The organism is Microbacterium sp. M28, assembly GCF_025836995.1.
Lineage (GTDB): Bacteria > Actinomycetota > Actinomycetes > Actinomycetales > Microbacteriaceae > Microbacterium.
This window is the reverse complement of sequence record NZ_CP107546.1, coordinates 1,405,869-1,430,816: the sequence shown is the minus strand read 5'-3', so window position 1 is coordinate 1,430,816 and position 24,948 is coordinate 1,405,869. Positions and strand designations below refer to the sequence as shown.

Genomic DNA, 24,948 nt, shown 5'->3' with positions numbered 1-24,948 from the left:
TCCCGGGGTGCTTCGAAGAGGCGTCGACTCAGTTGTCGCGCTTCTCCTTGATCTTCGCCTTCTTGCCGCGGAGGTTGCGCAGGTAGTAGAGCTTCGCGCGACGCACGTCACCGCGGGTGACGACCTCGATGTGGTCGATCACCGGGGAGTGCACCGGGAAGGTGCGCTCGACGCCCACCTGGAAGCTGATCTTGCGGACCGTGAAGGTCTCGCGCACGCCATCGCCCTGGCGGCCGATCACGACACCCTTGAAGATCTGGATGCGCGAGCGGTTGCCCTCGGTGATGTTGACGTGCACGTTGATCGTGTCGCCTGGTGCGAAGTCGGGAACGTCGGAACGGAGCGAAGCCGCATCGACGGCGTCGAGGATCTGCATGATCGTCTACTCTCTGCATCCGCCACAGGTCGGGTGCAAGCTGGAAGGAATACGTAAGGTGTGTGCTGAACGGAGCGCATGGCGTCCGCGGGCTCCCCTGAGGCAGAGCCGGTCACGGCACAAGGGTCCATTCTGCCATGGATCCGCGCCACGGCCAAAACACGCTCAGCGGTCGGAGTCGGGCTTCTCCCGGATCACGAACACCTCGGGGTCGGTGACGCGCTCGGCAGTCGGCTCCTCGTCGACCGGTGCACGCCAGGACGTCGTGACCACACGGATCCCACCGCTGTCACGTGCTTCTCGCCACAGCTGCCAGAGGGACAGCCAGATCAGGGCGATGCCGCTGATGATCGCCAGCGTGAGCGCCGGTGCGAACCACGATGGATAGAACCCCACAGCGATGGTGAGGGCGTGCCACACGCCGAAGCCTGCGACGTCCCACCACGACACCGCCCGAGTGAGACGCACCGTGGGGCGCGCCCGGACCAGGAGAGTGAGGATCAGCTGCCCGACGAAGACCGACGGGATGCCGACGAAGAGGAACAGGAACGCCCATCCTCCGCCGGAGAACACGCCCCAGCCGATGAGCAGCCACAGCGGCAGCACGAAAGCGGCCGGAATGAGCCACCGGAAGAACGCCTCTCGCAACCACATACTGCGATGGTACGTCGCGCGCGTCGTGCCGGACGAAGTGTTCGCTGAGAGCGGGTGCGCCGGCGAGCCCTTCGGATCCGGGAGAATGGAGGGGACGAGAGGAACACCATGATCGAACTGCGCACTCCGGCCGAGATCGATGAGATGCGGGCCGCGGGGCGATTCGTCGCCGAGACCCTCGCCACGCTGCGCGCCGACACGAAGATCGGCACCAATCTGCTGGACATCGACCGCCGCGCGCACGACATGATCCGCAAGGCCGGCGCGGAGTCCTGCTACATCGACTACGCACCGTCGTTCGGCCGCGGCCCGTTCGGCAAGGTCATCTGCACCTCCGTCAACGACGCCGTCCTGCACGGGCTCCCCCACGACTACGTCCTGCGCGACGGCGACCTCGTGACGCTTGACTTCGCGGTGGCCGTCGACGGCTGGGTCGCGGATTCCGCCGTCTCGTTCGTGGTCGGTACGGCGCGCGACGAGGACCTGCGCCTGATCGACACGACGGAGCGGGCACTGGATGCCGCGATCGCTGCCGCCGTCGTCGGCAACCGCATCGGCGACATCTCGGCATCGGTCGCCGGCATCGCGCACGGCGAGGGCTACAGCATCAACACCGACTTCGGCGGACACGGCGTCGGGAGAACGATGCACGGCGACCCGCACGTGGCCAACGACGGACGCGCCGGCCGCGGCTTCCCGCTGCGCGCTGGTCTGGTCCTCGCGCTCGAGCCGTGGTTCCTCGCGACGACGGACGAACTGGTCACGGATGCCGACGGCTGGACGCTGCGCAGCGCCGACGGCTCGCGCGGCGCGCACTCCGAGCACACGATCGCCATCACGGACGACGGGCCGATCATCCTGACCGACCGGTCATTCCTCGGCGTCGACTGACCGATCAGGTCGGCGGCTGTCCAGCGCGCTCCCACGACGCGATGGGTCCAGCCGTGACCGTGAACAGCGGATGCGGTTCCGGCCGCGTGATGTCCGCCCATCGTTCGCGCAGCTCGGGGCTCCGCACGGCGAGCTTCGCCAACAGGTGCGCCCATTCGAGCGCGATCTGACCATCAGTGACGCCGATCGTCGCGGACTGCTCCACGGCGTCGACGATGCGGGAACGATCGAATCGGTATCCGCGGTGGTCCGCCTCCGTCGCGAGCCCGTGCAGATACGCGCCGATGGATGCGAGCGGCTCATCGGTCTCGCGGAACCGTTCGAGCTGCGGGTGGCGGGTGTATCCGCGCGTCGCACCGTTGAGCACGGCCTGGGCGAGCAGGGTCTCGCGCCAGCACGCGATCAGGCCCTGCCGGTCGAGATAACGCGGGTGCAGCGACCAGATCCTCACCCGTCGATGCTATCGGGACACGGGCCTCCCCTTCGCTCGTGGTGCTGTGCCATCCTGAGGGCATGATTCCGCGTGATCGCCATGTGCCGCAGCGGGCATATCTCGCCCGGTGCGGTCAGACGGCATGGAATCTCGAAGGTCGCTTGCAGGGTCGTCGGGATTCCCCGCTCACCGCAGACGGTCTCGCGCAGGCCGCGGATGCGGCGCAGCGTCTGGACGGCTCAGGAATCCGCACGGTCTGCACCAGCCCGCTGGGTCGCGCGATGGCGACGGCCCTGATCATCGCGGAGCGGCTCGGCGCCGACCTGGTCGAGGTCGCGGATCTCGCGGAACTCGATCACGGCGAGATGGCGGGGATGACGTGGTCCGAGATCGAGGAGGTGTTCCCCGGTGCACGCGCCGAGCGCGCGGAGAACCGCTACGGCTGGGCGTTCCCCGGCGGGGAGAGCTACGCGCAGGCGCGACTGCGCGCCCGACGGGCGTTGAGCGAGTGCGGCTGGGTGTCGGACGGTGCGCCCCTGATCGTCGCGCACGAGATGATCGGACGGATGCTGCGCGCAGAACTGCGGGGTCTCGACGCGTCCGGGGCGCTGTCGCTCCGGCATCCGCACGGTCTGGTGTTCGAGATCGACGGCGGAGTCGAGCGGGTCGTCTGAGTCTCAGGCCGAGTCGTCGCCGAGCAGATCGGGCCGACGGGTGCGTGTGCGCTCCAACTGCTGCTCGTGACGCCAGCGGGCGATCGCGCCGTGGTTGCCGCTCAGCAGCACCGGCGGAACCTCACGGTCGCGCCAGGACGCCGGCTTGGTGTACGACGGGTACTCGAGCAGCCCGTCCTCGTGGGATTCCTCGACGAGGCTCTCGGGGTTGCCGACGACGCCGGGGATGAGGCGTCCGATCGCCTCGATCATCGCCATGACGGCGACCTCTCCCCCGTTCAGCACGTAGTCGCCGAGGCTGACCAGGCGCACCTCTCCGAGGCCCGCGGCGTACTCGAACACCCGCTCATCGATGCCCTCGTAGCGCCCGCAGCCGAAGATGAGGTGCTCGCGCGTGGCGAGATCCCGTGCGGTGGCTTGCGTGAAGACCTCGCCGGCGGGCGACGGGAAGATGATCGTCGGGCGGTCGCCGGCCTGCGTGCCCGCGAGCTCGTCGAGCGCGAGCGCCCAGGGCTCCGGCTTCATGACCATCCCGGCGCCGCCCCCGTACGGAGTGTCGTCGACCGTGCGGTGCCGATCGCTCGTCCAGTCGCGCAGATCGCGCACATTCAGATCGATGATCCCAGCGTCCTGCGCTTTGCCGAGCAGGGACAGCGTGAGTCCGTCGAAGTACGACGGGAAGATCGAGACGACGTCGAAGCGCACGGGATCAGGGTAGACGGATCAGGATGCGTCGGCAGCGGGCTGCTCGTCGGATGCCGCGTCCGGAAGCTCCTCGAAGAGTCCGGCGGGAGGGGTGACGATGACGCGACCGGCCTCGATGTCCACGGTCGGGACGATCGCCTCGACGAAGGGGACCATGATCTCCTCGGAATCCGACTCGAGCGGGCGGACGATGAGCAGATCCTGTGCCGGCATGTGGTCGATGCGCACGACGCGCCCGACGACCTTCTCGTCGCGCACGACGTCGAGTCCGGTGAGCTGGTGGTCGTACCAGGCGTTGTCCTCGGGTTCGACGTCGTCCTGGTCGATCCACAGGATGGCGCGCACGAGGCCTTCGGCGGCGTCGCGGTCCTCGATGTCCTCGAAGAAGACGACCGGGTTGCCGTTCATCACGCGGTACTCGCGGACGGTGATCGTCTTGCCGTGCCACGGAGACGCCTCTGGCACCTGCAACGTGAACTCGGCCCCCGTGACGAAACGTGCTTCGGGGTTGTCGGTGTACAGCTCGAGCTTGATGGCGCCCTTGAGCCCGTGCGCCTTGACCAGGCGGCCGACGCGCAGCTGATTGCGTGCCTGGCCTTTGTCGCCGACCGCCACGTCAGTCGTCCGCGACGTCGACGCGAACGCGACGTCCGTCGGCGAGGGCGGAGATCAGCGTACGCAGCGCCTTCGCGGTGCGACCGCCGCGCCCGATCACGCGTCCACGGTCGTCGGGGTGCACGCGCACCTCGAGCAGGTCGCCTCGCGGCGATGTGGATTCGGTGATGCGGACGTCGTCCGGGTGATCGACGATCCCCTTGACGACGTGTTCGAGCGCGGCGGCCAGCACGACGGATTACTCGGCGTCGGCGGCGGGAGCCTCAGCGGCCTCCGCGTCGGCAGCGGCGGGAGCCTCCTCAGCGGGAGTCTCCTTCTTCTCCGCCTTCGGCTTGACGACCGACTTCTTGGACGCGTCGATCTCGAACGGAGCCTTGGGCTCGGCGACCTTGAGCGTGGACTTCGCGTCCTTGTCGCCCTTGAACTTGCCCCAGTCGCCCGTGATCTTCAGCAGCGCGGCGACCTGCTCGGTCGGCTGCGCGCCGACGGAGAGCCAGTACTGCGCACGCTCGGAGTCGACCTCGATGAACGAGGGCTCCTCGGTGGGGTGGTACTTGCCGATCTCCTCGATCACACGACCGTCGCGCTTGGTGCGCGAGTCGGCGACGACGATGCGGTAGTAAGGCGCGCGGATCTTGCCCAGGCGCTTGAGACGAATCTTGACAGCCACGATTCTCCTGAATGGTGTGGAAGGAAGTTTGAACCGATCGCCTGGAGAGTGGGGTGCACACCCGGCGGAAGCTCTGCGGGAGGACGTTCTCGCTGGATAGAGGGTCGAGCGAGCCGTCCGACCTTCTATTCTGCCAGATCAGCTCCCCCGGCGCGAAACGTGTTGTGACTCCGCGCGTCGGTTCGCAGGGGCGACCGTGTCAGACTGTGCTCGTGACCGTCGCTTTCGCCGAATCCGCTCGCTCCACCGTTGGCCTGGAGTGGGAGATCATGCTCGCCGATCCGGACACCGGAGATCTGGTGGGGCGTGCTCCCGAGCTGCTCAGCGAGCTCGAACAGGCGAGCGAGAGCGAACGCCACACCGTGACCGGAGAGCTGCTCACGAACACGATCGAGGTGACCAGCGGGGTCGGCACCTCGGTGGCGCATGCGGTCGACGACATCGCCGCCGCGATCGCGGCTGTCCGCGACGCCACGGACCCAGCCGGTGTCGAACTGCTCTCGGCCGGCAGCCACCCGTTCGCGCAGTGGTACGACCAGCGCGTCACGGACAAGACGCGGTACCACACGCTCATCGAGCGCACCCAATGGTGGGGCCGCAACATGATGATCTGGGGCATCCACGTGCATGTGGGCGTCGAGGACCGCGACAAGGTGTTCCCCATCATCGGTGCCCTGTCGGGGTATCTGCCTCATCTGCAGGCTCTCGCGGCATCCAGTCCGTTCTGGGCCGGCGAGCGCACCGGCTACGCCTCGAACAGGGCTCTCGTGTTCCAGCAGCTTCCGACCGCTGGACTGCCGTGGCCGCTGCAGGACTGGAGCGAATTCGAGCACTATCTCGACGACATGGTCACGACCGGCGTCATGGCGGACGCGACCGAGGTCCGGTGGGACATCCGTCCGGCCCCCCGATGGGGCACGATCGAGGTGCGCGCGTGCGACGGCCTGTCGACGCTCGCCGAGCTCGCATCCGTCGCCGCTCTCGTGCAGGTGCTGGTCGAACACTTCTCGCGCCTGCTGGATGCCGGCGAGCGCCTGCCGGTCATGCCGACGTGGTTCCACCGCGAGAACAAGTGGCGTTCGGCGCGGTACGGCCTCGATGCCCGACTGATCACCGACGCCGAGGGCACGCAGGTGCCCGTGCGCGAGCACGTGTCCGCGCTCCTCGCGGATCTGGCGCCTGTCGCCGTGGACCTCGGGTGCGCAGCGGAGTTCGCACGCACCGGTTCGATCATCACGGGCGGCGCGAGCTATGAGCGCCAGCTCGCGGTCGCCGACGCGTCCGGGAACGATCTCCGCGCGGTCGTACAGCATCTCATCCGCGAGTTCCGCTCCGGCCCCGAGGGCTCCATCGCCTGACCCGGCCGGCAGGGGCGTCAGTCCTCGACCCAGTCGAACGTGCGCGTGACGGCCTTGCGCCAGCGCGCGACGCGGCGGGCGCGCTCGGTCTCGTCGGTGCGCGGCTCGAATCGGGCGTCTTCGCGCCACATCCCCCGCAGCTCGTCGAGGTCCCTCCAGACCCCGACGGCGAGGCCGGCCGCGTATGCCGCCCCCAGTGCGGTGGTCTCGATGATGGCCGGTCGGATGACGGGGACGCCGAGCACGTCGGCCTGAAGCTGCAGCAGCGTCGCGTTCGACACCATCCCGCCGTCCACCCGCAGCTCGGTCAGGGCCATGCCGGTGTCGGCGGCCACGGCATCCAGAACCTCCCGCGTCTGGAACGCGACGGCCTCGAGCGCTGCTCTGGCGATGTGTCCCTTGTTCGCGAAACGGGTCAGTCCGAGGATCGCGCCGCGCGCATCGGGTCGCCAGTACGGGGCGAACAGGCCGGAGAAGGCCGGCACGATGTACACCCCGCCGTTGTCCTCGACCGTGAGCGCGAGCTCCTCGACCTCCGGGGCGCGCGAGATGATCCCGAGATTGTCCCTGAGCCACTGGACCAGCGAACCGGTGACGGCGATCGAGCCCTCCAGCGCGTATCGGGGCGCAGCGTCTCCGATCCGGTAGGCGACCGTGGTGATCAGGCCGTTGTCGCCGGAGACGATCTCCTCCCCTGTGCCGACGATCAGGAAGTTGCCCGTCCCGTAGGTGTTCTTGGACTCCCCCGCCTCGAACGCGACCTGACCGAACGTCGCCGCCTGCTGGTCGCCGAGGATCGCCGCGATCGGCACGCCGTCCAGGGCCGTGCCCGCGGTCTTCCCGTACTCCTCGGACGACGACCGGATGTCGGGGAGCATCGCCCGCGGGATGTCGAAGGCGCTCAGCAGTTCGTCGTCCCAGTCCAGCGTGTGCAGGTCCATCAGCAGGGTGCGGCTCGCGTTTGTGACGTCCGTGGCGTGCACGCCGCCCTCCGCACCGCCGGTGAGGTTCCACAGCAGCCAGGAATCCGGCGTCCCGAACAGCAGATCGCCAGCCTCGGCTCGCTCGCGGGCGCCCTCGACGTTCTGGAGGATCCAATGGAGCTTGGACGCCGAGAAGTAGGTCGCCAGCGGCAGCCCGGACTTCTCGGCGAAGCGGCGCACGCCTCCGTCGGCGGCGAGCGCGTCGATGAGCGGCTGGGTCCGGGTGTCCTGCCAGACGATCGCGTTGTACACGGGCTCGCCCGTACGGCGGTCCCAGACGATCGCGGTCTCGCGCTGGTTGGTGATCCCGATCGCGGCGACATCGGCCGCCGGAACCTCGGCGCGCTCGAGAGCCGTCTCGAGCACGGACTGCGTGTTGCGCCAGATCTCCATCGCATCGTGCTCCACCCAACCCGCCTCGGGGAGGATCTGCTCGTGCTCGAGCTGACCGCTCGCGACGATATCGCCGCGCGCGTCGAAGACGATGGCGCGCGTGCTGGTGGTGCCCTGATCGATGGCGACGATGTGCATGACGTTGTGCTCTCCCGCGTCGTGACGGCGATGTCCTTATCGACGACAGCCTAGGAGATGCACGCACGGGGCCGCGGCTGCGGTGCACGAACGTGCATCACTCGACGAGGCGCTCCGCCAGGTGCTCGTCCAGGACCAGATCCGTCACCAGCCGCGTCGCGATGGCGCCGCGCAGACTCGCGAGCTTCTGCACGCCGGAGACGACGCAGATGCGTCGGGCGACACGGCTCAGGACGCTGAAGGCCGGACCCGTCGCCCTGGCGTTCAGCTCGATGTCCTGCCAGGTGCCGTCCTGGCGATAGAACACGGTGGCGATGTCGCCGACCACGTCATCCTCCCGGAGGCTGCGATAGTCGTCCCGACTGAGGTACCCGCCGATGTAGACGCGGCTGGGCACCTCGGCGAACGGGGAGCCGAGGCCGAACAGGATGACATCGGCGCGCGCCTGCAGATCGAGCACGCGACGCATGCTGCGTTCGCGCCACATCGCCTCCTTCGTCCTCGGGTCGTCGAAGAACGCGGGGACGGGGAACTGCTGGATGCCGGATCCGAATGCCTGCCCGAAGCGCTGCAGGATCTCGCTGGCGTAGTCGACGCCCGTGGTGAAGGTGTTCCCGGCGCCGTTGAGCTGCACCACGGTGGTGTTGTGCGTCTCCTTCCTCGGCAGATGGCGGCTGATCGCATCCAACGTCGACCCCCAGCCGATCCCGAGTGTCATGTTCGAGTCGAAGTACAGCGGCAGCAGTCGGGCAGCGCTCATCGCGACCCGCTCGAATCGCTCCACGTCGGACAGGTTCTTCGGCGTCGGCACCACGTGCGCCGCAATGCCGAACCGAGCGCGGATGGCCTCCTCCAGGCGCAGCTCCTGGCCCTGCGGCTGATGGATCTGGATCTCCACCAGGCCCGTCTCCCGTGCGTGACTGAGCAGACGCGACACCGAGGAGCGCGAGGTGCCGAGTTCACGCGCGATGGCATCCATCGTCATGTCCTGCAGGTAGTACATCTGGGCCGCGCGCAGCGCCGATGCCGCACGGGGATCGGCGAGGCCTGAGGTGGTCATCGATGCCTCCTTGCACGTATGTGCACACCGCTTGCGCAGGTGTGCCGATGCGCCAAGGATATAGCGTGAAGGCTCTGGGAGGAGACACGATGAGCGCCACACCACGCGAACGCGAAGACGTCACTGCGGTACGCGAGTCCGGACGAGCGAGCGTCGTCATCATCGGCGCGGGGATCAACGGCATCGCCACCTTCCGCGACCTGGCGCTGCAGGGCGTCGACGTCCTCCTGGTCGAACGAGACGATTTCGCCAGCGGTGCCACTGCGGCATCCAGCCATATGATCCACGGCGGAATCCGGTACCTCGAGAACGGCGAGTTCCGGCTCGTGAAGGAGTCGGTCCAGGAGCGCAACGGTCTGTTGAAGATCGCCCCGCACTACGTCAAGCCGCTCGAGACGACGATTCCGATCTATTCGACCTTCTCGGGCATCCTCTCGGCCCCGCTGCGCTTCCTCACGCACAGGCAGGGCAGACCGACCGAGCGCGGCGCCTTCCTCATCAAGGCCGGTCTCACCCTCTACGACACGTTCTCCCGCGACGGCGGCAGCGTCCCGCGGCACCGCTTCCACGGCCGCAGGAAGTCGCTTGCGGCTCTGCCGAAGCTGGACCCCGAGATCAAATACACCGCGACGTACTACGACGCCTCGGTGCACGACCCGGAACGGCTCGCCCTGGATGTCCTCCGCGACGGCGAGTCCGCGCACGCCGGTGCCCGCGCGCTGAACTATGTGGAGGCGACCGGCCTCGATGCCGACGGCGTGGTGCTTCACGACCGCGAGACCGGAGACGAGTTCCGTGTCGCCGCCGACGTCGTCGTGAACGCCTCCGGTCCGTGGACGGACCTGACCAACGAGGCGCTCGGCACGCACACATCGTTCATGGGCGGCACGAAGGGCTCGCACATCGTCCTCGACCATCCCGAGCTGCTGGAGGCCACGGGCGGTCGGGAGATCTTCTTCGAGCATTCCGACGGACGCATCGTCCTCATCTATCCGCTGAAGGACCGCGTCCTCGTCGGCACGACCGACCTCGAAGCCGATCCGCGTGAACCGGCGCGCTGCACCGAGGAAGAGGTCGACTACTTCTTCGCGCTGATCGCTCATGTGTTCCCGACGATCGCCGTCGACCGATCACAGATCGTGTACCGCTACTCCGGCATCCGACCACTGCCGCACCACGACGACACCGCACCCGGCTTCGTCTCGCGCGATTACCGGATCGAACGCCGACAGGATGCCGGGATGCCGGCGGTCCTGAGCCTGGTGGGCGGGAAGTGGACCACGTTCCGTGCGCTCGGCGAGACCCTCGGCGATCGTGTCCTGGCCGAACTCGGCCTCGGTCGCGTCACCAGCACCGAGGGCATGCGCATCGGCGGCGGCATCGGCTACCCGAAGACGCCGCGGCGGCGGATCGAGTGGTTGCGGCAGAACGTCGGCGACACGCTGCGCGGTCGCGTGCTGTTCACGCGGTACGGCACGCGGGCCGCCGCCGTCGCGGACTTCCTCGCGCTCGACCACGATGAGCCTCTGCTCGGTGACGCGCTGTCGACGCGCGAGCTGGCCTGGATGGTCGACAACGAGAAGGTCAGGCACGTCGGTGACGTCGTCTTCCGCCGGACCAGCCTCGCATTCACCGGGGATGCGGATGCCGAGTCGATCCGCGTCATCGCCGAATCGCTCGCGCCGCTGCTGGGCTGGGACTCGGTGCGGGTCGACGAGGAGATCGACGAGACGATCACCACCCTGCGCGACGCGCACGGCGTCTCGCTCGCCCACGCCGCCGCGCGTTGAGCGACGAGCACAGCCCCACCCCGTATTCAGCGACGCGCGCAACCCCGACCCCGTTCGTTGAGCGACGAGCACAGCGAGGAGTCGAAACGCGCCGACTGCTGTTCAGCCCCGACTGCGTTTCGACTCGCTCCGCTCGCTCGACGAACGAATGGACGCGCTTCCTCGGCAACGAGTGGGTACCCCCGCTCGACGGGTGGCGGGGTGAAGGGTCGCTCAGCCCTTGCCGAACAGCTTCTGGATCTCGGCGAGGTCGGCCTCGCTGGGTGCGGCCTGACCGGCACCGAGACCGAAGCCCGAACCTGTCGCCGGACCGACCGGAGCACCGGCGTTCTCTGCTGCCCGCTTCGCGGGGTTGCCCGACCGCGACGGGCCCTTGGACTTGCCGCCCTTCTTACCGCGCTTGGCCGAGGCGCCCGTGCGACCCATGCCGGGGACCGGACCCATTCCGGGGATCTGCGGGGTGCCGCCTCGGGCCACGGTCTTCATCATCTTCGCGGCCTGTTCGAACCGCTGGACGAGCTGGTTGACGTCGGTCACGGTCATACCGGAACCGCGCGCGATGCGCAGGCGACGCGAGCCGTTGAGCACCTTCGGGTTACGACGCTCCCCCGGCGTCATGGAGCGGATGATGGCCTCGGTGCGATCGATCTCGCGCTCGTCGAAGTCGTCCAGCTGCTGCTTCATCTGGCCCATGCCCGGGAGCATCCCGAGCATCTTCTTCATCGAGCCCATCTTCTTCATCTGCTGAAGCTGCTCGAGGAAGTCCTCGAGGGTGAAGGCCTCGTTCGCGAGCTTCTCGGCGACCTTCTTCGCCTCTTCCTCGTCGAACGCCTGCTGCGCCTGCTCGATGAGTGTGAGGACGTCACCGAGGTCGAGGATGCGGCTCGCCATACGGTCGGGGTGGAAGGCCTCCAGGTCGTCGAGACCCTCACCGGTCGAGGCGAAGATGATCGGGCGGCCGGTGACGGATGCCACGGACAGCGCGGCACCACCGCGAGCGTCGCCGTCGAGCTTGGACAGCACGACACCGGTGAAGTCGACACCCTCCTGGAAGGCCTTGGCCGTGTTCACGGCATCCTGACCGATCATCGCGTCGATGACGAACAGGACCTCGTCCGGACTCGTCGCCTTGCGGATGTCGGCGGCCTGCTTCATCAGCTCGGCGTCGACGCCGAGACGGCCGGCGGTGTCGATGATGACGACGTCGTGCAGCTGACGACGCGCGTGCTCGACGCCGTCGCGGGCGACCTTGACCGGGTCGCCGATGCCGTTGCCCGGCTCTGGCGCGTAGATCGTGGCGCCGGCCTGTTCGGCGACGACCTGCAGCTGGTTCACCGCGTTCGGTCGCTGGAGGTCGGCCGCGACGAGGAGCGGGGTGTGACCGTCCTTCTCGAGCATCTTGGCGAGCTTGCCGGCGAAGGTCGTCTTACCCGAACCCTGCAGACCCGCCAACATGATGACGGTCGGCGGGGTCTTGGCGAACTCGAGTCGACGCTGCTCGCCGCCGAGGATGCCCACGAGCTCCTCGTTGACGATCTGCACGACCTGCTGCGCAGGGTTCAGCGCCTTGTTGACCTCGTCGCCGAGCGCGCGCTCGCGGACCCGTGCGGTGAACTCCTTGACGACGACGAGGGCGACGTCGGCATCCAGCAGGGCGCGACGGATCTCGCGGACGGTGCCGTCGACGTCAGCGGCTGTGAGCTTTCCCTTCGTGCGCAGGTTGCGGAAGGTCTCGGTGAGCCGATCGGAGAGCGTGCCAAAGGTAGCCATGGTGCTCTCGATTCTACGCGAGCGGAACCTCCACGCTCAGCGCGGTCCGCAGCTGCTCCTTGGCACGCTGGTAGCGGCCTCGCGCAGTGGATGCCGGGATGCCGAGGAGTTCGCTCGCCTCCGCGAGACTCATCCGGTCCCAGTGCACGAGCCGGACGAGCTCGGCGAGGTCGGGTTCGAGGCGCTCGATCGCGTCGCGGACCTCGGATCCGGCATCCGCAGCGGGTGCCGTCGCGTGTGCTCGGCCGGTGCCGCGGATGCGATCGGCGAGCGCCCAGCGGCGCCGCTCGCCGCGGGCATGGTTCTGCAGCGTGCCGCGAGCGATGCCGAACAACCACATCCGCGCCTGCTGTTCGTCAGACGGGAGACGACGCACCCGGCGCCAGGCCACGACCATGGTCTCGCCGAGCAGATCCGGCGCCTCGTCAGCATTCGTGCGGCGCGTGAGATAGGCGAGCAGGTCAGATGCCGAGGCCTCGAACGCGGCGATCAGCGCGGCGTCTGCGGGACGGCGGGTCACTTGTCGAGCTCCGGGCAACGCCCCTGCGAACCGTAACCTGCGATCTCGTCCAGGATCCCCAAGCGCTCGAACTCGGCCATGGCCTGATCGGAGATGGAGCGATCGATCGCGTAGGCGTACGCCATGTCGAGGTCGTAGCCGGTGAGCTCGCCCTGAACCTGGCCCGCCGCTACCAGCGCGTCGTGACGATCTCGGATGTACTCATCGACCTGCGACTCGGCGATCTCGACGACATCCGTTGTCTGGAACCACGCCTTCAACTCGCTCTCGAGCTGATCACGTCGCGCGCGATCGCGCCGCTCGACGATCTGCACATCCCCGAAGACGACCTCGCACGTTGCGCCGCTAGGCACCTGATAGGTGTACGAGCCAACCGGATCGTTCAGAGAGGCCCAGTAGTCGGACGCCGTCGCAACCCCTGCACCGCTGACCATCAGCAGCGCGAGGACGCCCGTCACCAGAGCAGCCTTCTTCGCTCGAGGCTCTCGGGGCGCCCTCTGCGCCCGTGCATCGAGCACCATCGCCCGCACATCGCTCGACGCGATCGTCCGCGCGGCCGGCGCCGAAGCATCCAGCACGTCATCCAGCTGGTCCCTGGTCATGAGTTCCTCCTCGTCGGTGGCTTCACTCATGACATGTCCGGCAGCGGGCGTTTCGTCCGCGCCGACTTCAGATCGTCCAGGGAAGATCGTGGATCGTGCCGAGGGCGTCCAGCAGCACCGTCTCCACCGAGACCTGGCCGGCCCCCTGCTCGGCCCACACCCGCAGCGCCGACAGGACAGCGGCCGCATGCGCAGCGCCGAGGATGTCCGCTCTGATCACGTCGATCCCCGAGGCGCGCGCCGCCTCGGAGATCGCCGACGAGAGCCGTGCATGGCGGAGTCCGGTCTCCCCGACCAGCTCGTCATCGAGCCCCATCGCGGCCGAGTTGCGCAGCGCCAGGGCGAGCGGATCGGGGGCGAAATCGCGAACGATCAGAAGCAGGATGCCGCGCACGGCATCGCCGCCGGCATCCGGTCCGAGCGAACGGAGCCCGGTGATCGCCTGGTCGATGCGCTCGTCGATCCCCGACCAGAGCACGTCGCTCTTCGAGGCGAAGTAATTGAAGAAGCTGGAGCGGCTCACGCCGGCGCGCCGAGTGATGTCGGCGACGGACGTCGCCTCGTAGCCCTGCTCGAGGAACAGCTCGCAGGCCGCTTCGGCGAGAGTCTCGCGAGACGAGGCGCGAGGGCGTCCCGCACGGCTGTCCGTGTTCATCCCTTCACCGTACCGCGTGCCGCCTTCATCCCATTCGTGCCGAAGAGGCGTATTGTTGGACCGCATCCAACAACAGATGAAGGACGAGCATGCTCGATATCCAGATCGCCGGACTCGACCCCGAGTTCGTTCCCTATCTCGACGGCTGGGACCTGCAGCGGCGCATCCATGCCGACGTCGTCTCAGGGTCGCGCCCCGACACCCTGATCCTGCTCGAGCACGAAGCCGTCTACACCGCCGGCAAACGCACGGAGCCTCAGGAACGACCGCAGGACGGCACACCGGTGGTCGATGTCGATCGCGGCGGCAAGATAACGTGGCACGGCCCCGGTCAGCTGGTCGGCTACCCGATCGTTCGCCTCCCCGAGCCGATGGATGTCGTGGCGCACGTGCGCCGTCTGGAACGGCTGCTCATCGACGTCCTGCGCCCGCTCGGCGTCGACGGCTATCAGGTGGACGGGCGCAGCGGCGTCTGGGTGCGCCGACCCCTCAGTGAGGACAAGGTGGCCGCGATCGGCGTTCGCGTCCAGCAGGGCGTGACGATGCACGGTTTCGCCATCAACTGCGACAACACCCTGTCCGGGTTCCGCGGCATCATCCCGTGCGGAATCACGGATGCCGGCGTCACGACCGTGAGCGAGGTGGTCGGCTCCGACGTCTCCCCCATCGACATCGCCGACCAGGTCGCCGCGGCCTTCGCCGCCGAGTACGCGGAGGTGCCCGCATGAGCGCCGCAGCACCCGACGGACGCAAGCTCCTTCGTCTGGAGATCCGCAACGCCGAAACGCCGATCGAGCGCAAGCCGGAGTGGATCAAGACCAAGGCGAAGCTGGGACCCGAGTACCAGGCGCTGCATGCGCTCGTGAAGGACGAGGGCCTGCACACCGTCTGCCAGGAGGCCGGCTGCCCCAACATCTTCGAATGCTGGGAGGACAAGGAGGCGACGTTCCTCATCGGCGGCTCGCAGTGCACGCGACGCTGCGACTTCTGCCAGATCGACACCGGCAAGCCGGACGCCTACGACACCGATGAGCCCCGCCGCGTCGCCGAGAGCGTGCGCCAGATGGGGCTGCGCTACGCCACCGTCACGAGCGTCGCCCGCGACGACCTTCCCGACACGGGCGCATGGTTGAACGCCGAGACGGTGCGCAAGATCCACGAGTTGAACCCGAACACCGGCGTCGAGCTGCTCGCGAACGAGCACAACGCCGACCCCGCGTTCCTCGGCCAGATCTTCGACGCCCGTCCCGAGGTGTTCGCGCACAACGTCGAGACGGTCCCGCGCATCTTCAAGCGCATCCGCCCCGCCTTCAAGTACGAGCGGTCGCTGAACGTGCTCACGCAGGGTCGGGATGCCGGACTCATCACCAAGTCCAACCTGATCCTCGGCATGGGCGAGGAACCGGAAGAGGTCGTCCAGGCGCTTCAGGATCTGCACGATGCGGGCTGCGACATCATCACGATCACGCAGTACCTGCGTCCGACACCTCGGCACCTGCCCGTGGCGCGCTGGGTGAAGCCGGCGGAGTTCGTCGAGTTCAAGCAGGAGGCCGAGCGCATCGGGTTCCTCGGCGTGCTCGCAGGCCCGTTGGTGCGCTCGTCCTATCGTGCAGGCCGGCTGTGGGCGCAGTCGATGGTGTCGAAGGGACGCGAGATCCCGCCCCACCTCGCGCACATCGCCGAGAGCGCCGACCTGGGTTTCGCGCAGGCGGTGTGATCAGGTTCCCTCTTGCGAACGTTCCGCGTTCGTTGAGCGAGCGAAGCGAGTGGAAACGCGGTGATCGTCGATCAGCAGTCGCCGCGTTTCGACTCGCTCGGCCTGCTGCCGTGCTCGCTCAATGAAAGGGACGAAGAGGTCAGTCGGCACTCATGACCGACTGCACGGAGCCGTCGGACGACAGGTTCACCAGCAGGACGTCGTCGGTGTCCTCGGCATCCAGCGCGTATTCGAGCACGGCGAACGGCTCCGAGCCGCCGTGCTCGTCGGCGAGGATCGTCATGCTCATGAGGCGCAGCGAGCGGATGATGTCGACCGCGGCGTCACCGGAGACGTCGACCAGGACGTCGACGAGCTCGTCGCCGTACGCCTCCTGCTGCTGCAGGATGTACTCGGTGACCTCGCTGGTGCGATCGTCGACCTCGGCGAGCATGCCGCGGCGGGCGGTGGCGTCGACGTCCTCCAGTCCGGAGATGAGCGCCGCAGCGATGTCGAGCGCGTCAGGCGACACGTCGTCCTGATCCGGAGCGGTGAGGTCCACGGTGACGGACTGGTCGCCGAACTCGACCGTCTCCGACCAGAAGATCGATCCGTCGGGGCCTGAGGACAGGAGCCCGAAGTAGTCGTGTTCGATCGCCATACCGCTATGAAACCAGTCCCCGCGCGCTGGCGGTAGTCCCGATCACTGCCCGACCAGCGCCTGCACGAAGGCGTGCGGCGTGAAGCCGGTGAGGTCGTCGATCCCCTCGCCCTGACCGAGCATCTTCACCGGGATCCCAGTGCGCTCCTGAACGGCCAGGACGAACCCCGCCTTGGCCGATCCGTCGAGCTTCGTGATCACGAGTCCGGTGACGCCGGCGTGCTGCAGGAACGACTCGGCCTGCATGACGCCGTTCTGCCCCGTGGTCGCGTCGAGGACGAGCAGCACCTCGCTGATCGGGGCCTGCTTCTCGACGACACGGCGGATCTTGCCGAGCTCGTCCATCAGGCCGCCCTTGGTGTGCAGGCGACCGGCGGTGTCGATGATCGCGATCTCGATGCCCTGGTTCTTCGCGTACTCGACGGTCTGGAAGGCGACGGATGCCGGATCCTGCCCCTCCTGCTGCGGCCGCACGATCGCCGCACCGGCGCGCTGCGCCCAGGTGGCGAGCTGATCGACGGCGGCCGCGCGGAACGTGTCTGCGGCCCCCACGACGACGCTGCGCTCGTAGCGACGAAGGAACTTCGTGAACTTGCCGATCGTGGTCGTCTTGCCGACGCCGTTCACCCCGACCACCAGCACCACGGCGGGACGCTCGGTGAGCTTGAGCGTCGTGTCGAACTTCGCGAAGTGCTCCTCGAGCGTCTCGCGCAGCATCCGCTGCAGGTCCTTCGGATCGGTCGTGCGGTACTTCTCGACCTTCGCCTGAAGCTCCTCGACGACGCGCTCGGTGATGTCCGGGCCGAAGTCGGCCGTGATCAGCGCGGTCTCGAGGTCCTCCCACGTGGTCTCGTCGATCGTGGGTTTGACGAACATGCCGCGCAGTGCGCGACCGAGGGACCAGGACTTCTCCGCCATGACTCCAGCCTACGGCCAGGCTACGATCGCGGAATGCAGACAGCGCTCAGTCGGCTCTACATCCACGGCGGTGGCCGTCAGGGCGCGTCCGCATGGCCGTCGCAGGCGGATGCCAGAGGCGAGTTCGTGAGCTTCGGGACAGCGACCATCGCGGATCAGGTCCGCCTGCTGCAAGTGCGACCCGCCGGAGCGCTTGTCTTCGCACACTCGATCGGCGGCGTTCCGGCCGTGCTCGCCGCCCGCGCGATGCGCCCGGCGGGTCTCGTGCTCGTCGAACCCGCACTGTACGACATCGCCCGCGGGCACCGCTCCATCGAGCGCCACATCGGCATCGTCAGCGAGGCGCGCGACCAGGCGGATGCCGGGAACCTGCGCGGGTTCTGGGCGATGCTGCGCCCTCTCATGTTCGGCGGACCGTTCGACGAAGCGCGGTGGTCCGAGGAGCGACCGCTCGCCGAGCGGTGGGCCGAGACGAATCTGCCGTGGGGCCACGGGGTGCGCGAGAGCGTGATCGACGGCATCCCCGCTCTGGTGGTGACGGGCGGGTGGAACGACGAATACGAGGTGATCGCCGAGCTGCTCGAGGCGCGCGGTGCACGGCACGTCGTGCTGCCGGGTGCGCAGCATCGCCCGCAGGATGTCGAGGAATTCGCGAACGTGGTCGCCGCATTCGAGGCGGAGCTGTAGGGACGCTCGTCGACAGGAACCCGCTTCGAATCGCTCCGCTCGCTCGACGAACGGGGATGGGAGCTCGCTCCTCTTCGCTCACTCAGCTCGCTGCGGCGGCTCGGTCTCCGACACGCTGCCCGACGACGGCCGAGACGCCGTCCTGACGCATCGAGACGCCGTACAGCGCGTCGGCGATCTCCATGGTGCGCTTCTGGTGCGTGATGACCAGCAGCTGCGAACTCTCGCGCAACTGCTCGAAGACGGTCAGCAGACGACCGAGGTTCGCGTCGTCGAGCGCGGCCTCGACCTCGTCGAGGATGTAGAACGGACTCGGGCGCGCCTTGAAGATGGCGACGAGCAAGGCGACCGCGGCGAGCGACCGCTCTCCACCGGACAGCAGCGAGAGCCTTTCGATCTTCTTGCCGACCGGTCGCACCGCGACTTCGATTCCCGTGGTGAGCATGTCGTCAGGATTCGTGAGCGAGATGCTTCCCGCGCCGCCCGGGAACAGCAGCGGGAACACCTCGGTGAACGCCTGCCTGGTGTCCTCGAACGCGCTCGCGAAGATCGTCTGCATCCGCTCGTCGAGGTCCGCGATGATCGTCATCAGGTCCTGACGCGTCCGGGTGAGATCGGCCAGCTGCTCGGTGAGGAACGCATGGCGCTGTTCGAGAGCGGCGAACTCCTCGAGCGCGAGCGGGTTGACGCGGCCGAGCTGACCCAGCTTGCGCTCGGCCTCGCGCAGGCGCCGCTCCTGCACCCGCCGGTCGTACGGCACGCCGTCGCTCGGCGCGGCGTCCGGTGCATCGCTCTGGTCGGCCGCATCTGCTTCCGCGACCTCGGTCGGGTCACGAGGAACCCACTGATCGGGGCCATATTCCGCAACGAGAATATCTTCGTCGAGAGCGAGTTCGCTCGCGACGCGATCGAGCAGGCTCGACAGGTGGAGCTTCTTCTCGTGGATCTGCAGCTCGAGCCCGTGCACGCTCTCGGTGAGGCCGGCGAGCCTGTCGCGCAGGCTGTTCTCCTGGACGCGCAGCGCCGTCAGCTCCTCGTTCTGCGCCGACCGTGCGGCCTCCGCCTCGGCCAGGGCGAGCCGCGCCTCGGCCACGGATCGGTCCAGCGAGTCGAGGATCCGCGGCAGTTCAGCCGCGACGCCCGACGCCGCTTCCCGCTGCGCGCGGCGGATCACGGCACGTCGGGCCGCCTCGGCCGCGGCATCGCGCTCCTGCTCGCGCTGGCGCTCCAGCGATGCGACGCGGGATTGCGCCGCGCGCACGCGTTCGCGCAGGGTCTCGATCTCGAGCCGCGCGGTGACCTCGCCCTCGCGTGCGGCTTCCAGCGCCTCGAGAAGCCCGTCGCGCGCGGACGCGTCCAGGACGGGTCGCGGGGCCGATTCGGCCGCTTCGACCTCGGCCTTCGCCGCGGCGGCTTTCTTCTCGGCATCCGCGACGGCAGCCTGCGCCTGGGCGAGTCCCGACTCGAGCCGTTCGCACTCCGCGACGGCCGACTCGTGCTGCACGGTGACGCGATTGACCTGTTCGGCGTATGTCGCGAGGGCAGCATCGTGCTCGCGAAGCGCTCGCAGCGCTTCCTTGGCCTGCCGACGGGTGTGCTCGACCTGTTCCGTCGCGTCTTCTCGTGCGTCCCGCAGCGAATCGACGATCACCCTGACCTCGTCGAGCCTCTCGGCCGCGGCGTCCCGCTCAGCCGCGAGTTCGAGTCTCGAGCGCTCGGACCCCGAACCCGCCCGCAGGGTCTGAGCCGTGAACACCTCGCCGCCGGTCGTCACGACTGTCGTCGTCGTGTCGGACAGCGCATCGAGGGCTGCACGCGCCGCGCGAGCCGAAGCGAGATCTTCGGCGATCAGCACATGCGCGAGGATGCCCAGCACGCCGTCGGGCGCTGTGACCACGTCGACGGCCGGAGTGACTCCGTCGACCTCAGCGGTGGTCGCCGACCTCGTCGCGTCGGCGATCACGAAATCGACCACGCCCCTGTCGGCTTCGCCGACGAGCGCGATCGCATCGTCGACGCTGTCGACGAGCACGCCTTCGGCCAGCGGCCCGAGCACCGCTGCGATGGCGGCTTCGAACCCGGCGCGCACCTGCACGGCGTCACCGACCAGACCGCGGACACCGCGGCCGCCGGACTTCACGATCTCGGCCGCCCCGCCCGACAGCGACAGCGCACTCGTCAAGGCCGCGGTCTTGGCCGTGAGCGAATCGACTTCACGTTCGGCCGCGTGCAGCCGCTCGCGGAGGCCGTCGCGCTCGGTCTCCGCGGCGGTGGCAGCGGCCTGCGCCGCTTCATAGGCGGCGGCGTGCTCGGCAGCGGTTCCCTCCGGCGCCTCGGCGTCCTCGATCGCATCGAGTGCCTCGGCCGCTTCGCGGCGGCGGGCGTTCGCGGCTTCCAACGCGTTCTCCTGACGCAGCACCGCACCCCGCACGGCAGCCAGTGCGGATGCCGCGGCCTCCGCGTTGCCGCGCAGCGCGGCCAGGCGCATGTCGTACTGCGACACCAGGGCGCTCTGTTCGGCGATGTCGACGTCGAGGGTGTCCAGCTCGGCACGCGCCTGCATGACCTCGCGGCTCGCCGCCGCTGCAGCGTCCTGCGCATCGCCGAGCCCCTCGGAGATCCGCGTGATCTCGTCCTTGGCGTCGTCGATCGTGGCCTGGGTCACCGTCACCGCGGTCACGGCCGCATCGTCCTCTTCGGACCCCAGCAGCGCCAGGCGCTGGTTCGCGAGCGTGTACAGGCCGCGCATGCGCTCCTGCACCTGTTCGAGGCCGAATGCGACGCCGCGCGCCGCGTCGACCGCGGCGGAGTTCTGATCGGCCTCCAAACGCGCGATCTCGGCTCTGACCTGGTCGGCCTGGTCTGTGAGCACCAGGCGTTCGGTATGCCGTTCCTGCTCCGTGCGCGTGTGGTCGGCGAGCGCCGTGCGCAGCGCGACGACGTCGTCCGCGAAGATGCGCGCCTTCGCGTCGCGCACGACCGCCGCGATGGTCTGTGCCTCCCGGGCGATCTCCGCCTGACGACCGAGCGGCTTCAACTGCCGCCGGATCTCGCCAGCCAGGTCGCTGAGTCGCGTGAGGTTGGTCTCCATCGCGTCGAGCTTGCGGAGCGTCTTCTCCTTGCGACGGCGATGCTTGAGGATGCCTGCAGCCTCCTCGATGAACCCGCGGCGGTCCTCCGGTGAGGCCTGCAGCACGGTGTCCAGGCGGCCCTGACCGACGATCACGTGCATCTCGCGCCCGAGCCCCGAGTCGCTCAGCAGCTCCTGAACGTCCAGCAGTCGACAGCCGGACCCGTTGATCGCATACTCGCTCGACCCGTTGCGGAACAGCGTGCGGCTGATCGTCACCTCGGCGTACTCGATCGGCAGAGCCCCGTCGCTGTTGTCGATCGTCAGCTGGACCTCGGCGCGCCCCAGCGGGCCGCGCGTCGACGTGCCGGCGAAGATGACATCCTCCATCTTGCCGCCGCGCAGGGTCTTGGCTCCCTGCTCCCCCATCACCCAGGCGAGCGCGTCGACGACGTTGGACTTGCCGGATCCGTTGGGACCGACGATGCAGGTGACCCCGGGCTCGAACACGAATGTGGTCGGCTGCGCGAACGATTTGAAGCCCTTGAGCGTCAGGCTCTTCAGATGCATGCGGGCACCAGTCGTCCGGGGAGAATCACGGCGGCAACGCTACCGGAATTCCGCGGCAGAACCGGCATCCCACACGGCAGAACGACGATTCGACGAGCACGCGACACGCCGTCTACCTGAGAGAATGCTTGACGCGTTCCGTCCGCTTCGCTACCGTTGCACTCCGGAACGTCACACGAAAGGAGGTTACCGATCATGATCAAGCTCATCGCACAGGCCACAGGCCTCGATACGCGCGCCTTCGGGGCGCCGCGTCCAGCGCATTCGGTAACCGCCTCCCTCGGCTTCCGCATCGCGCTCTCGTAGAACCGCAGCCTGAGATCGCCGGCCCTTCTTGGGCCCTTCTCCGCCGCAGTCCGCGCGCCACGTCCCTCTGACCTTCCGCGTCACGGCCGTCCTCTCCCGCCGCATCGGGCGTCTGCCTTCGTAGCCTCCCGTTCACCGGCTTCCTCCGCCCTCCGTGCCTGCCGGACCGTCTCGGCGACCCGGCACAGCGCTCGGGCACCTTCCACCACCATCACAACCTTCACTGGAGTTCGAAGTGACCATCGCACAGCTGCACCGCAGCACCGCACATCCGCCCTGTACCCAGGATCGCGAGATCCTGGAGATTCCCGTCCCGGTCGACCGCAGCGAGCTCGCTCTGGCAGACCGGCTGTCCCTCCGGATCGGCCTCTGGCTGCTCCTGCGGACCCAGCGTCGCCAGAGCATCCCGGCGGAAGTGGACGTCCCGTCCTTCTTCCCCGGCGCTCCGCGGCTCACACAGCGCGAAGCACTTGCTCTGCTCGCATTCGATCTGCAGCACCAGCTGCGCTGATCTGAGGAGATCACCATGGGCATCGCGCTCACCGACACCGCATCGCTGCACCCGCTCGTGCTCCCGGCACGAGCGGGCGCAGCCCCCACTCCGCTGGTGCGCGAGTACGCGCAGGTCCGCAACGCCACGATCGTCGAGAGCACCGGCCGAGATGACGACGTCCTCCCGGCCGAGGCCCTGCTCCCGATGCTCTACAGCACGCCGGACCGCACGCGTCGGCAGTGGTACGTCGCTGCAGACGGCCGGATGCTCGGGTGCGCCGCCCTCGACATCTCGCAGGACGATGCGGGAGAGACGGCTCTGGTCGTCGTGGCGATCCTCCGCGAGGCGCAGGGCCGCGGCATCGGGCGAGCGCTGTACGAGCATGTCGAGTCGGTCGCCCGTGAGTCGGGTGTGCGCAGGCTCCTGCACTGGGAAGAACATCATGAAGACGGCTCCGAGGTAGAGCCTCTCGCTTCGCCGACAGGCTTCGGCGCCGTGCCTGCGGATCGATCCGCCCGCTTCCTCACCCGCAACGGCTTCCGCCTCGAACAGGTCGAACGCGCCAGCGAATTCACGTGGACCGACGAGTCGACGGATCGCCTGAGGACGCTCTATGACGAGGCCGCGGCACACGCGTCCGACTACCGCATCGTGCGCTGGATGCTCCCCACCCCGGCGGAGCGCATCGACGGATACGCCTGGATGAAGTCCCGCATGTCCACCGACGTCCCCGATGCCGAACTCGGCACCCCCGAGGAGGCCTGGGACGCCGCCCGCGTCGCCCGCCAGGACGAGCGAATCGCCCAACGGGGCTGGTCCATGCAGGTGACCGCCGCGCAGCACATCGACACCGGCGAACTCTGCGCCTTCAACGAACTGGCCATCGGATCGGACGCCGCGTCCGTCACGCACCAGTACGACACCCTGGTACTCGCGGATCATCGTGGGCATCGCCTGGGGATGCTGGTGAAGACCGCCGGGCTTCTCGCCTGGCACGAGCAGTACCCGGCATCCGCACGGGTCATCACGTACAACGCGGAAGAGAATCGGCCGATGCTCTCGATCAACGAGCAGATCGGCTTCGCGGCCTTCGCTTACGAGGGCGCCTGGAAGAAGGACCTGACATGAACACTCTCCTGATCGAAGAGCTCGCGCTTCCGGCGACGCCGGATGCCGACGACGCGGCGGACTTCCTCGCGGTCGTCGAGCTGAACAACGCCGTGTGCCGCAGCGATGCGGGAACCGATGACCTCTCCCAGACGCCCGCCGAGCTCCTGGCGGGCCTGCGGGACACGGCCGACGAGATCCAGCGCGTCTTCGTCGTCCGGGAGTCGGGCGTCGTGGTCGGGTGCGTCATCGTCGGTCACGCGACGGCGGAACCCACGAGCACGCAGTTCGACCTCATGGTGCTGCCGGAGAACTGGGGCCGCGGGCTCGAGAACGCCCTGCTCGCGCGCGCCGAGGAGGAGACCCGAACGCTCGGGCGACGGGTCATGCAGACCTGGACGCTCCACCCCGGCCAGGCCCCGTCGCCGACGATCGCGCCTGCGACGGGGTGGGGCGCCGTCGCCGACACCGCCCTGTCCGGGCTGCTCGCCCGTGCCGGGTTCACGCTCGAGCAGGTCGAACGCAACAGCGCCTTCGATCTGCAGGGTCCCATGGACGGCGTCCACGCCGCGCTCGAGGCGTCGCTGAGCGCCGCCGGATCGGACTATCGGCTCGTCGAGTGGACCATCCCGACGCCCGCCGAGCTGAAGGACGACTACGCCTGGGCGCTCTCCCGGATGTCGACGGACGTGCCGGCCGGGGCCCTGGAGATCGATGAGGAGATCTGGGATGCCGCGCGCGTGGAGCGCCGTGAGGCGCGACTGATCGAGGGCGGTCAGACGATGTCCGTCGCGGCAGCCCAGCACGTGCCGACCGGTCGCCTCGCCGCCTTCAACGAGCTGGTCATCGGCGCAGACCGCGGCGAGGTCACTCATCAGTTCTGCACCCTCGTACTGCGTGAGCACCGCGGACACCGGCTCGGAATGCTCGTCAAATGCGCGAACCTGCTGCGGTGGCGCGACGTCGCCCCGCGCTCACCGCGGGTGTCGACGTTCAACGCCGAGGAGAACCGTCCGATGCTCGACATCAACGAGCAGATCGGATTCGTGCCGGTGTCGTATGCCGGCGCGTGGCAGAAGAAACTGGCCTGACCGCCGTCGGTGCGGATCATCCTTCCGGATGACCCGCACCGACGGAACTGCATCGCGGGACC

Annotated in this window: 26 protein-coding genes; 10 read left to right on the top strand and 16 right to left on the bottom strand. The window is 68.4% G+C overall.

The window, feature by feature from the left end; genetic code table 11:
* Nucleotides 1-28: 28 nt before the first annotated feature.
* Both rplS and OED01_RS07075 read right to left on the bottom strand, forming a co-directional pair.
* On the bottom strand, nt 29-376 hold the full coding sequence (gene rplS, locus OED01_RS07080) for a 50S ribosomal protein L19 (RefSeq protein WP_264157668.1): 348 nt from the start codon (nt 374-376) through the stop codon (nt 29-31).
* Between the two features lie 165 nt (nt 377-541).
* Nucleotides 542-1,030: an MFS transporter permease gene (locus tag OED01_RS07075; RefSeq protein WP_264157667.1), complete on the bottom strand. Its 489-nt coding sequence runs from the start codon at nt 1,028-1,030 to the stop codon at nt 542-544.
* A gap of 108 nt (nt 1,031-1,138) precedes the next feature.
* Between OED01_RS07075 and map the strand changes: the two genes are divergently transcribed.
* Complete coding sequence (gene map / locus OED01_RS07070; protein ID WP_264157666.1) at nt 1,139-1,921, top strand: type I methionyl aminopeptidase; 783 nt, start codon at nt 1,139-1,141, stop codon at nt 1,919-1,921.
* 4 nt (nt 1,922-1,925) lie between these two features.
* Here map and OED01_RS07065 read toward each other — a convergent pair whose 3' ends face one another.
* The gene (locus OED01_RS07065) at nt 1,926-2,372 is read right to left on the bottom strand and encodes a pyrimidine dimer DNA glycosylase/endonuclease V (RefSeq protein ID WP_264157665.1); all 447 of its coding nucleotides are present in this window, start codon (nt 2,370-2,372) and stop codon (nt 1,926-1,928) included.
* Between the two features lie 62 nt (nt 2,373-2,434).
* Between OED01_RS07065 and OED01_RS07060 the strand changes: the two genes are divergently transcribed.
* Nucleotides 2,435-3,028, top strand: coding sequence for a histidine phosphatase family protein (locus tag OED01_RS07060; protein WP_264157664.1), 594 nt, complete (start codon nt 2,435-2,437; stop codon nt 3,026-3,028).
* Nucleotides 3,029-3,031: 3 nt separating this feature from the next.
* Here OED01_RS07060 and trmD read toward each other — a convergent pair whose 3' ends face one another.
* Genes trmD through rpsP form a run of 4 tightly spaced genes read right to left on the bottom strand, consistent with a single transcriptional unit; the run spans nt 3,032 to nt 5,018 of the window.
* Nucleotides 3,032-3,733, bottom strand: coding sequence for a tRNA (guanosine(37)-N1)-methyltransferase TrmD (trmD, locus tag OED01_RS07055; protein WP_264157663.1), 702 nt, complete (start codon nt 3,731-3,733; stop codon nt 3,032-3,034).
* 18 nt (nt 3,734-3,751) lie between these two features.
* Nucleotides 3,752-4,348: a ribosome maturation factor RimM gene (gene rimM / locus OED01_RS07050; RefSeq protein WP_264157662.1), complete on the bottom strand. Its 597-nt coding sequence runs from the start codon at nt 4,346-4,348 to the stop codon at nt 3,752-3,754.
* 1 nt (nt 4,349) lies between these two features.
* The gene (locus OED01_RS07045; protein WP_264157661.1) at nt 4,350-4,580 is read right to left on the bottom strand and encodes an RNA-binding protein; all 231 of its coding nucleotides are present in this window, start codon (nt 4,578-4,580) and stop codon (nt 4,350-4,352) included.
* A 6-nt stretch (nt 4,581-4,586) separates the two neighbouring features.
* Nucleotides 4,587-5,018, bottom strand: a complete 432-nt coding sequence (gene rpsP / locus OED01_RS07040) for a 30S ribosomal protein S16 (RefSeq protein ID WP_264157660.1) — start codon at nt 5,016-5,018, stop codon at nt 4,587-4,589.
* Nucleotides 5,019-5,230: 212 nt separating this feature from the next.
* Between rpsP and OED01_RS07035 the strand changes: the two genes are divergently transcribed.
* Nucleotides 5,231-6,376 (top strand): glutamate--cysteine ligase, encoded by a 1,146-nt coding sequence (locus OED01_RS07035; protein ID WP_264157659.1) that lies wholly within the window; start codon nt 5,231-5,233, stop codon nt 6,374-6,376.
* A gap of 17 nt (nt 6,377-6,393) precedes the next feature.
* On the opposite strand, the gene glpK is transcribed toward OED01_RS07035, so the two are convergent.
* Both glpK and OED01_RS07025 read right to left on the bottom strand, forming a co-directional pair.
* A complete protein-coding gene (glpK, locus tag OED01_RS07030; RefSeq protein ID WP_264157658.1) occupies nt 6,394-7,890 on the bottom strand; it encodes a glycerol kinase GlpK in 1,497 nt (498 codons plus the stop codon).
* 97 nt (nt 7,891-7,987) lie between these two features.
* Nucleotides 7,988-8,950: a sugar-binding transcriptional regulator gene (locus tag OED01_RS07025; protein WP_264157657.1), complete on the bottom strand. Its 963-nt coding sequence runs from the start codon at nt 8,948-8,950 to the stop codon at nt 7,988-7,990.
* Between the two features lie 89 nt (nt 8,951-9,039).
* On the opposite strand from OED01_RS07025, the gene OED01_RS07020 reads away from it, so the two are divergent.
* Nucleotides 9,040-10,740: a glycerol-3-phosphate dehydrogenase/oxidase gene (locus OED01_RS07020; RefSeq protein WP_264157656.1), complete on the top strand. Its 1,701-nt coding sequence runs from the start codon at nt 9,040-9,042 to the stop codon at nt 10,738-10,740.
* Nucleotides 10,741-10,953: 213 nt separating this feature from the next.
* Here OED01_RS07020 and ffh read toward each other — a convergent pair whose 3' ends face one another.
* From ffh to OED01_RS07000, 4 genes are all read right to left on the bottom strand, one after another.
* Nucleotides 10,954-12,510 (bottom strand): signal recognition particle protein, encoded by a 1,557-nt coding sequence (gene ffh, locus OED01_RS07015; RefSeq protein WP_264157655.1) that lies wholly within the window; start codon nt 12,508-12,510, stop codon nt 10,954-10,956.
* A gap of 13 nt (nt 12,511-12,523) precedes the next feature.
* Nucleotides 12,524-13,030, bottom strand: coding sequence for an RNA polymerase sigma factor (locus OED01_RS07010; protein ID WP_264157654.1), 507 nt, complete (start codon nt 13,028-13,030; stop codon nt 12,524-12,526).
* Entirely contained in the window at nt 13,027-13,632 is a 606-nt protein-coding gene (locus OED01_RS07005; RefSeq protein WP_264157653.1) for a hypothetical protein, read from the bottom strand. Before OED01_RS07005 ends, OED01_RS07010 begins: the two co-directional genes overlap by 4 nt.
* Nucleotides 13,633-13,699: 67 nt before the next feature.
* Entirely contained in the window at nt 13,700-14,287 is a 588-nt protein-coding gene (locus tag OED01_RS07000) for a TetR/AcrR family transcriptional regulator (RefSeq protein ID WP_264157652.1), read from the bottom strand.
* An 89-nt stretch (nt 14,288-14,376) separates the two neighbouring features.
* Between OED01_RS07000 and lipB the strand changes: the two genes are divergently transcribed.
* Together lipB and lipA are read left to right on the top strand one after the other, a co-directional pair.
* A complete protein-coding gene (lipB, locus tag OED01_RS06995) occupies nt 14,377-15,015 on the top strand; it encodes a lipoyl(octanoyl) transferase LipB (protein WP_264157651.1) in 639 nt (212 codons plus the stop codon).
* Nucleotides 15,012-16,004: a lipoyl synthase gene (gene lipA, locus OED01_RS06990; protein ID WP_264157650.1), complete on the top strand. Its 993-nt coding sequence runs from the start codon at nt 15,012-15,014 to the stop codon at nt 16,002-16,004. The genes lipB and lipA overlap by 4 nt, the downstream gene beginning before the upstream one ends.
* 139 nt (nt 16,005-16,143) lie before the next feature.
* Here lipA and OED01_RS06985 read toward each other — a convergent pair whose 3' ends face one another.
* Nucleotides 16,144-16,644, bottom strand: coding sequence for a DUF2004 domain-containing protein (locus OED01_RS06985; RefSeq protein ID WP_264157649.1), 501 nt, complete (start codon nt 16,642-16,644; stop codon nt 16,144-16,146).
* A 42-nt stretch (nt 16,645-16,686) separates the two neighbouring features.
* Nucleotides 16,687-17,562 (bottom strand): signal recognition particle-docking protein FtsY, encoded by an 876-nt coding sequence (ftsY, locus tag OED01_RS06980; protein ID WP_264157648.1) that lies wholly within the window; start codon nt 17,560-17,562, stop codon nt 16,687-16,689.
* A gap of 33 nt (nt 17,563-17,595) precedes the next feature.
* On the opposite strand from ftsY, the gene OED01_RS06975 reads away from it, so the two are divergent.
* Entirely contained in the window at nt 17,596-18,249 is a 654-nt protein-coding gene (locus OED01_RS06975) for an alpha/beta hydrolase (protein ID WP_264157647.1), read from the top strand.
* A gap of 82 nt (nt 18,250-18,331) precedes the next feature.
* On the opposite strand, the gene smc is transcribed toward OED01_RS06975, so the two are convergent.
* Nucleotides 18,332-21,889 carry a chromosome segregation protein SMC gene (gene smc, locus OED01_RS06970; protein WP_264157646.1) on the bottom strand — a complete coding sequence of 1,186 codons (3,558 nt, stop codon included), beginning with the start codon at nt 21,887-21,889 and terminating at the stop codon, nt 18,332-18,334.
* A 541-nt stretch (nt 21,890-22,430) separates the two neighbouring features.
* Here smc and OED01_RS06965 point away from each other — a divergent pair.
* Genes OED01_RS06965 through OED01_RS06955 form a run of 3 tightly spaced genes read left to right on the top strand, consistent with a single transcriptional unit; the run spans nt 22,431 to nt 24,886 of the window.
* The gene (locus OED01_RS06965) at nt 22,431-22,706 is read left to right on the top strand and encodes a hypothetical protein (protein WP_264157645.1); all 276 of its coding nucleotides are present in this window, start codon (nt 22,431-22,433) and stop codon (nt 22,704-22,706) included.
* 15 nt (nt 22,707-22,721) lie between these two features.
* The gene (locus tag OED01_RS06960) at nt 22,722-23,816 is read left to right on the top strand and encodes a GNAT family N-acetyltransferase (RefSeq protein ID WP_264157644.1); all 1,095 of its coding nucleotides are present in this window, start codon (nt 22,722-22,724) and stop codon (nt 23,814-23,816) included.
* Nucleotides 23,813-24,886, top strand: coding sequence for a GNAT family N-acetyltransferase (locus OED01_RS06955; protein ID WP_264157643.1), 1,074 nt, complete (start codon nt 23,813-23,815; stop codon nt 24,884-24,886). Before OED01_RS06960 ends, OED01_RS06955 begins: the two co-directional genes overlap by 4 nt.
* Nucleotides 24,887-24,948: the final 62 nt, after the last annotated feature.

Coding starts and splice junctions, on each gene's coding strand:
- smc (WP_264157646.1), bottom strand. CDS start 21,889: ATGCATCTGAAGAGCCTGACGCTCAAGGGCTTCAAATCGTTCGCGCAG.
- OED01_RS07025 (WP_264157657.1), bottom strand. CDS start 8,950: ATGACCACCTCAGGCCTCGCCGATCCCCGTGCGGCATCGGCGCTGCGC.
- OED01_RS06955 (WP_264157643.1), top strand. CDS start 23,813: ATGAACACTCTCCTGATCGAAGAGCTCGCGCTTCCGGCGACGCCGGAT.
- lipA (WP_264157650.1), top strand. CDS start 15,012: ATGAGCGCCGCAGCACCCGACGGACGCAAGCTCCTTCGTCTGGAGATC.
- OED01_RS07020 (WP_264157656.1), top strand. CDS start 9,040: ATGAGCGCCACACCACGCGAACGCGAAGACGTCACTGCGGTACGCGAG.
- map (WP_264157666.1), top strand. CDS start 1,139: ATGATCGAACTGCGCACTCCGGCCGAGATCGATGAGATGCGGGCCGCG.
- OED01_RS07075 (WP_264157667.1), bottom strand. CDS start 1,030: ATGTGGTTGCGAGAGGCGTTCTTCCGGTGGCTCATTCCGGCCGCTTTC.
- glpK (WP_264157658.1), bottom strand. CDS start 7,890: ATGCACATCGTCGCCATCGATCAGGGCACCACCAGCACGCGCGCCATC.
- rplS (WP_264157668.1), bottom strand. CDS start 376: ATGCAGATCCTCGACGCCGTCGATGCGGCTTCGCTCCGTTCCGACGTT.
- OED01_RS07005 (WP_264157653.1), bottom strand. CDS start 13,632: ATGACCAGGGACCAGCTGGATGACGTGCTGGATGCTTCGGCGCCGGCC.
- OED01_RS07000 (WP_264157652.1), bottom strand. CDS start 14,287: ATGAACACGGACAGCCGTGCGGGACGCCCTCGCGCCTCGTCTCGCGAG.
- OED01_RS07060 (WP_264157664.1), top strand. CDS start 2,435: ATGATTCCGCGTGATCGCCATGTGCCGCAGCGGGCATATCTCGCCCGG.
- lipB (WP_264157651.1), top strand. CDS start 14,377: ATGCTCGATATCCAGATCGCCGGACTCGACCCCGAGTTCGTTCCCTAT.
- ffh (WP_264157655.1), bottom strand. CDS start 12,510: ATGGCTACCTTTGGCACGCTCTCCGATCGGCTCACCGAGACCTTCCGC.
- ftsY (WP_264157648.1), bottom strand. CDS start 17,562: ATGGCGGAGAAGTCCTGGTCCCTCGGTCGCGCACTGCGCGGCATGTTC.
- OED01_RS06975 (WP_264157647.1), top strand. CDS start 17,596: ATGCAGACAGCGCTCAGTCGGCTCTACATCCACGGCGGTGGCCGTCAG.
- OED01_RS06960 (WP_264157644.1), top strand. CDS start 22,722: ATGGGCATCGCGCTCACCGACACCGCATCGCTGCACCCGCTCGTGCTC.
- OED01_RS06985 (WP_264157649.1), bottom strand. CDS start 16,644: ATGGCGATCGAACACGACTACTTCGGGCTCCTGTCCTCAGGCCCCGAC.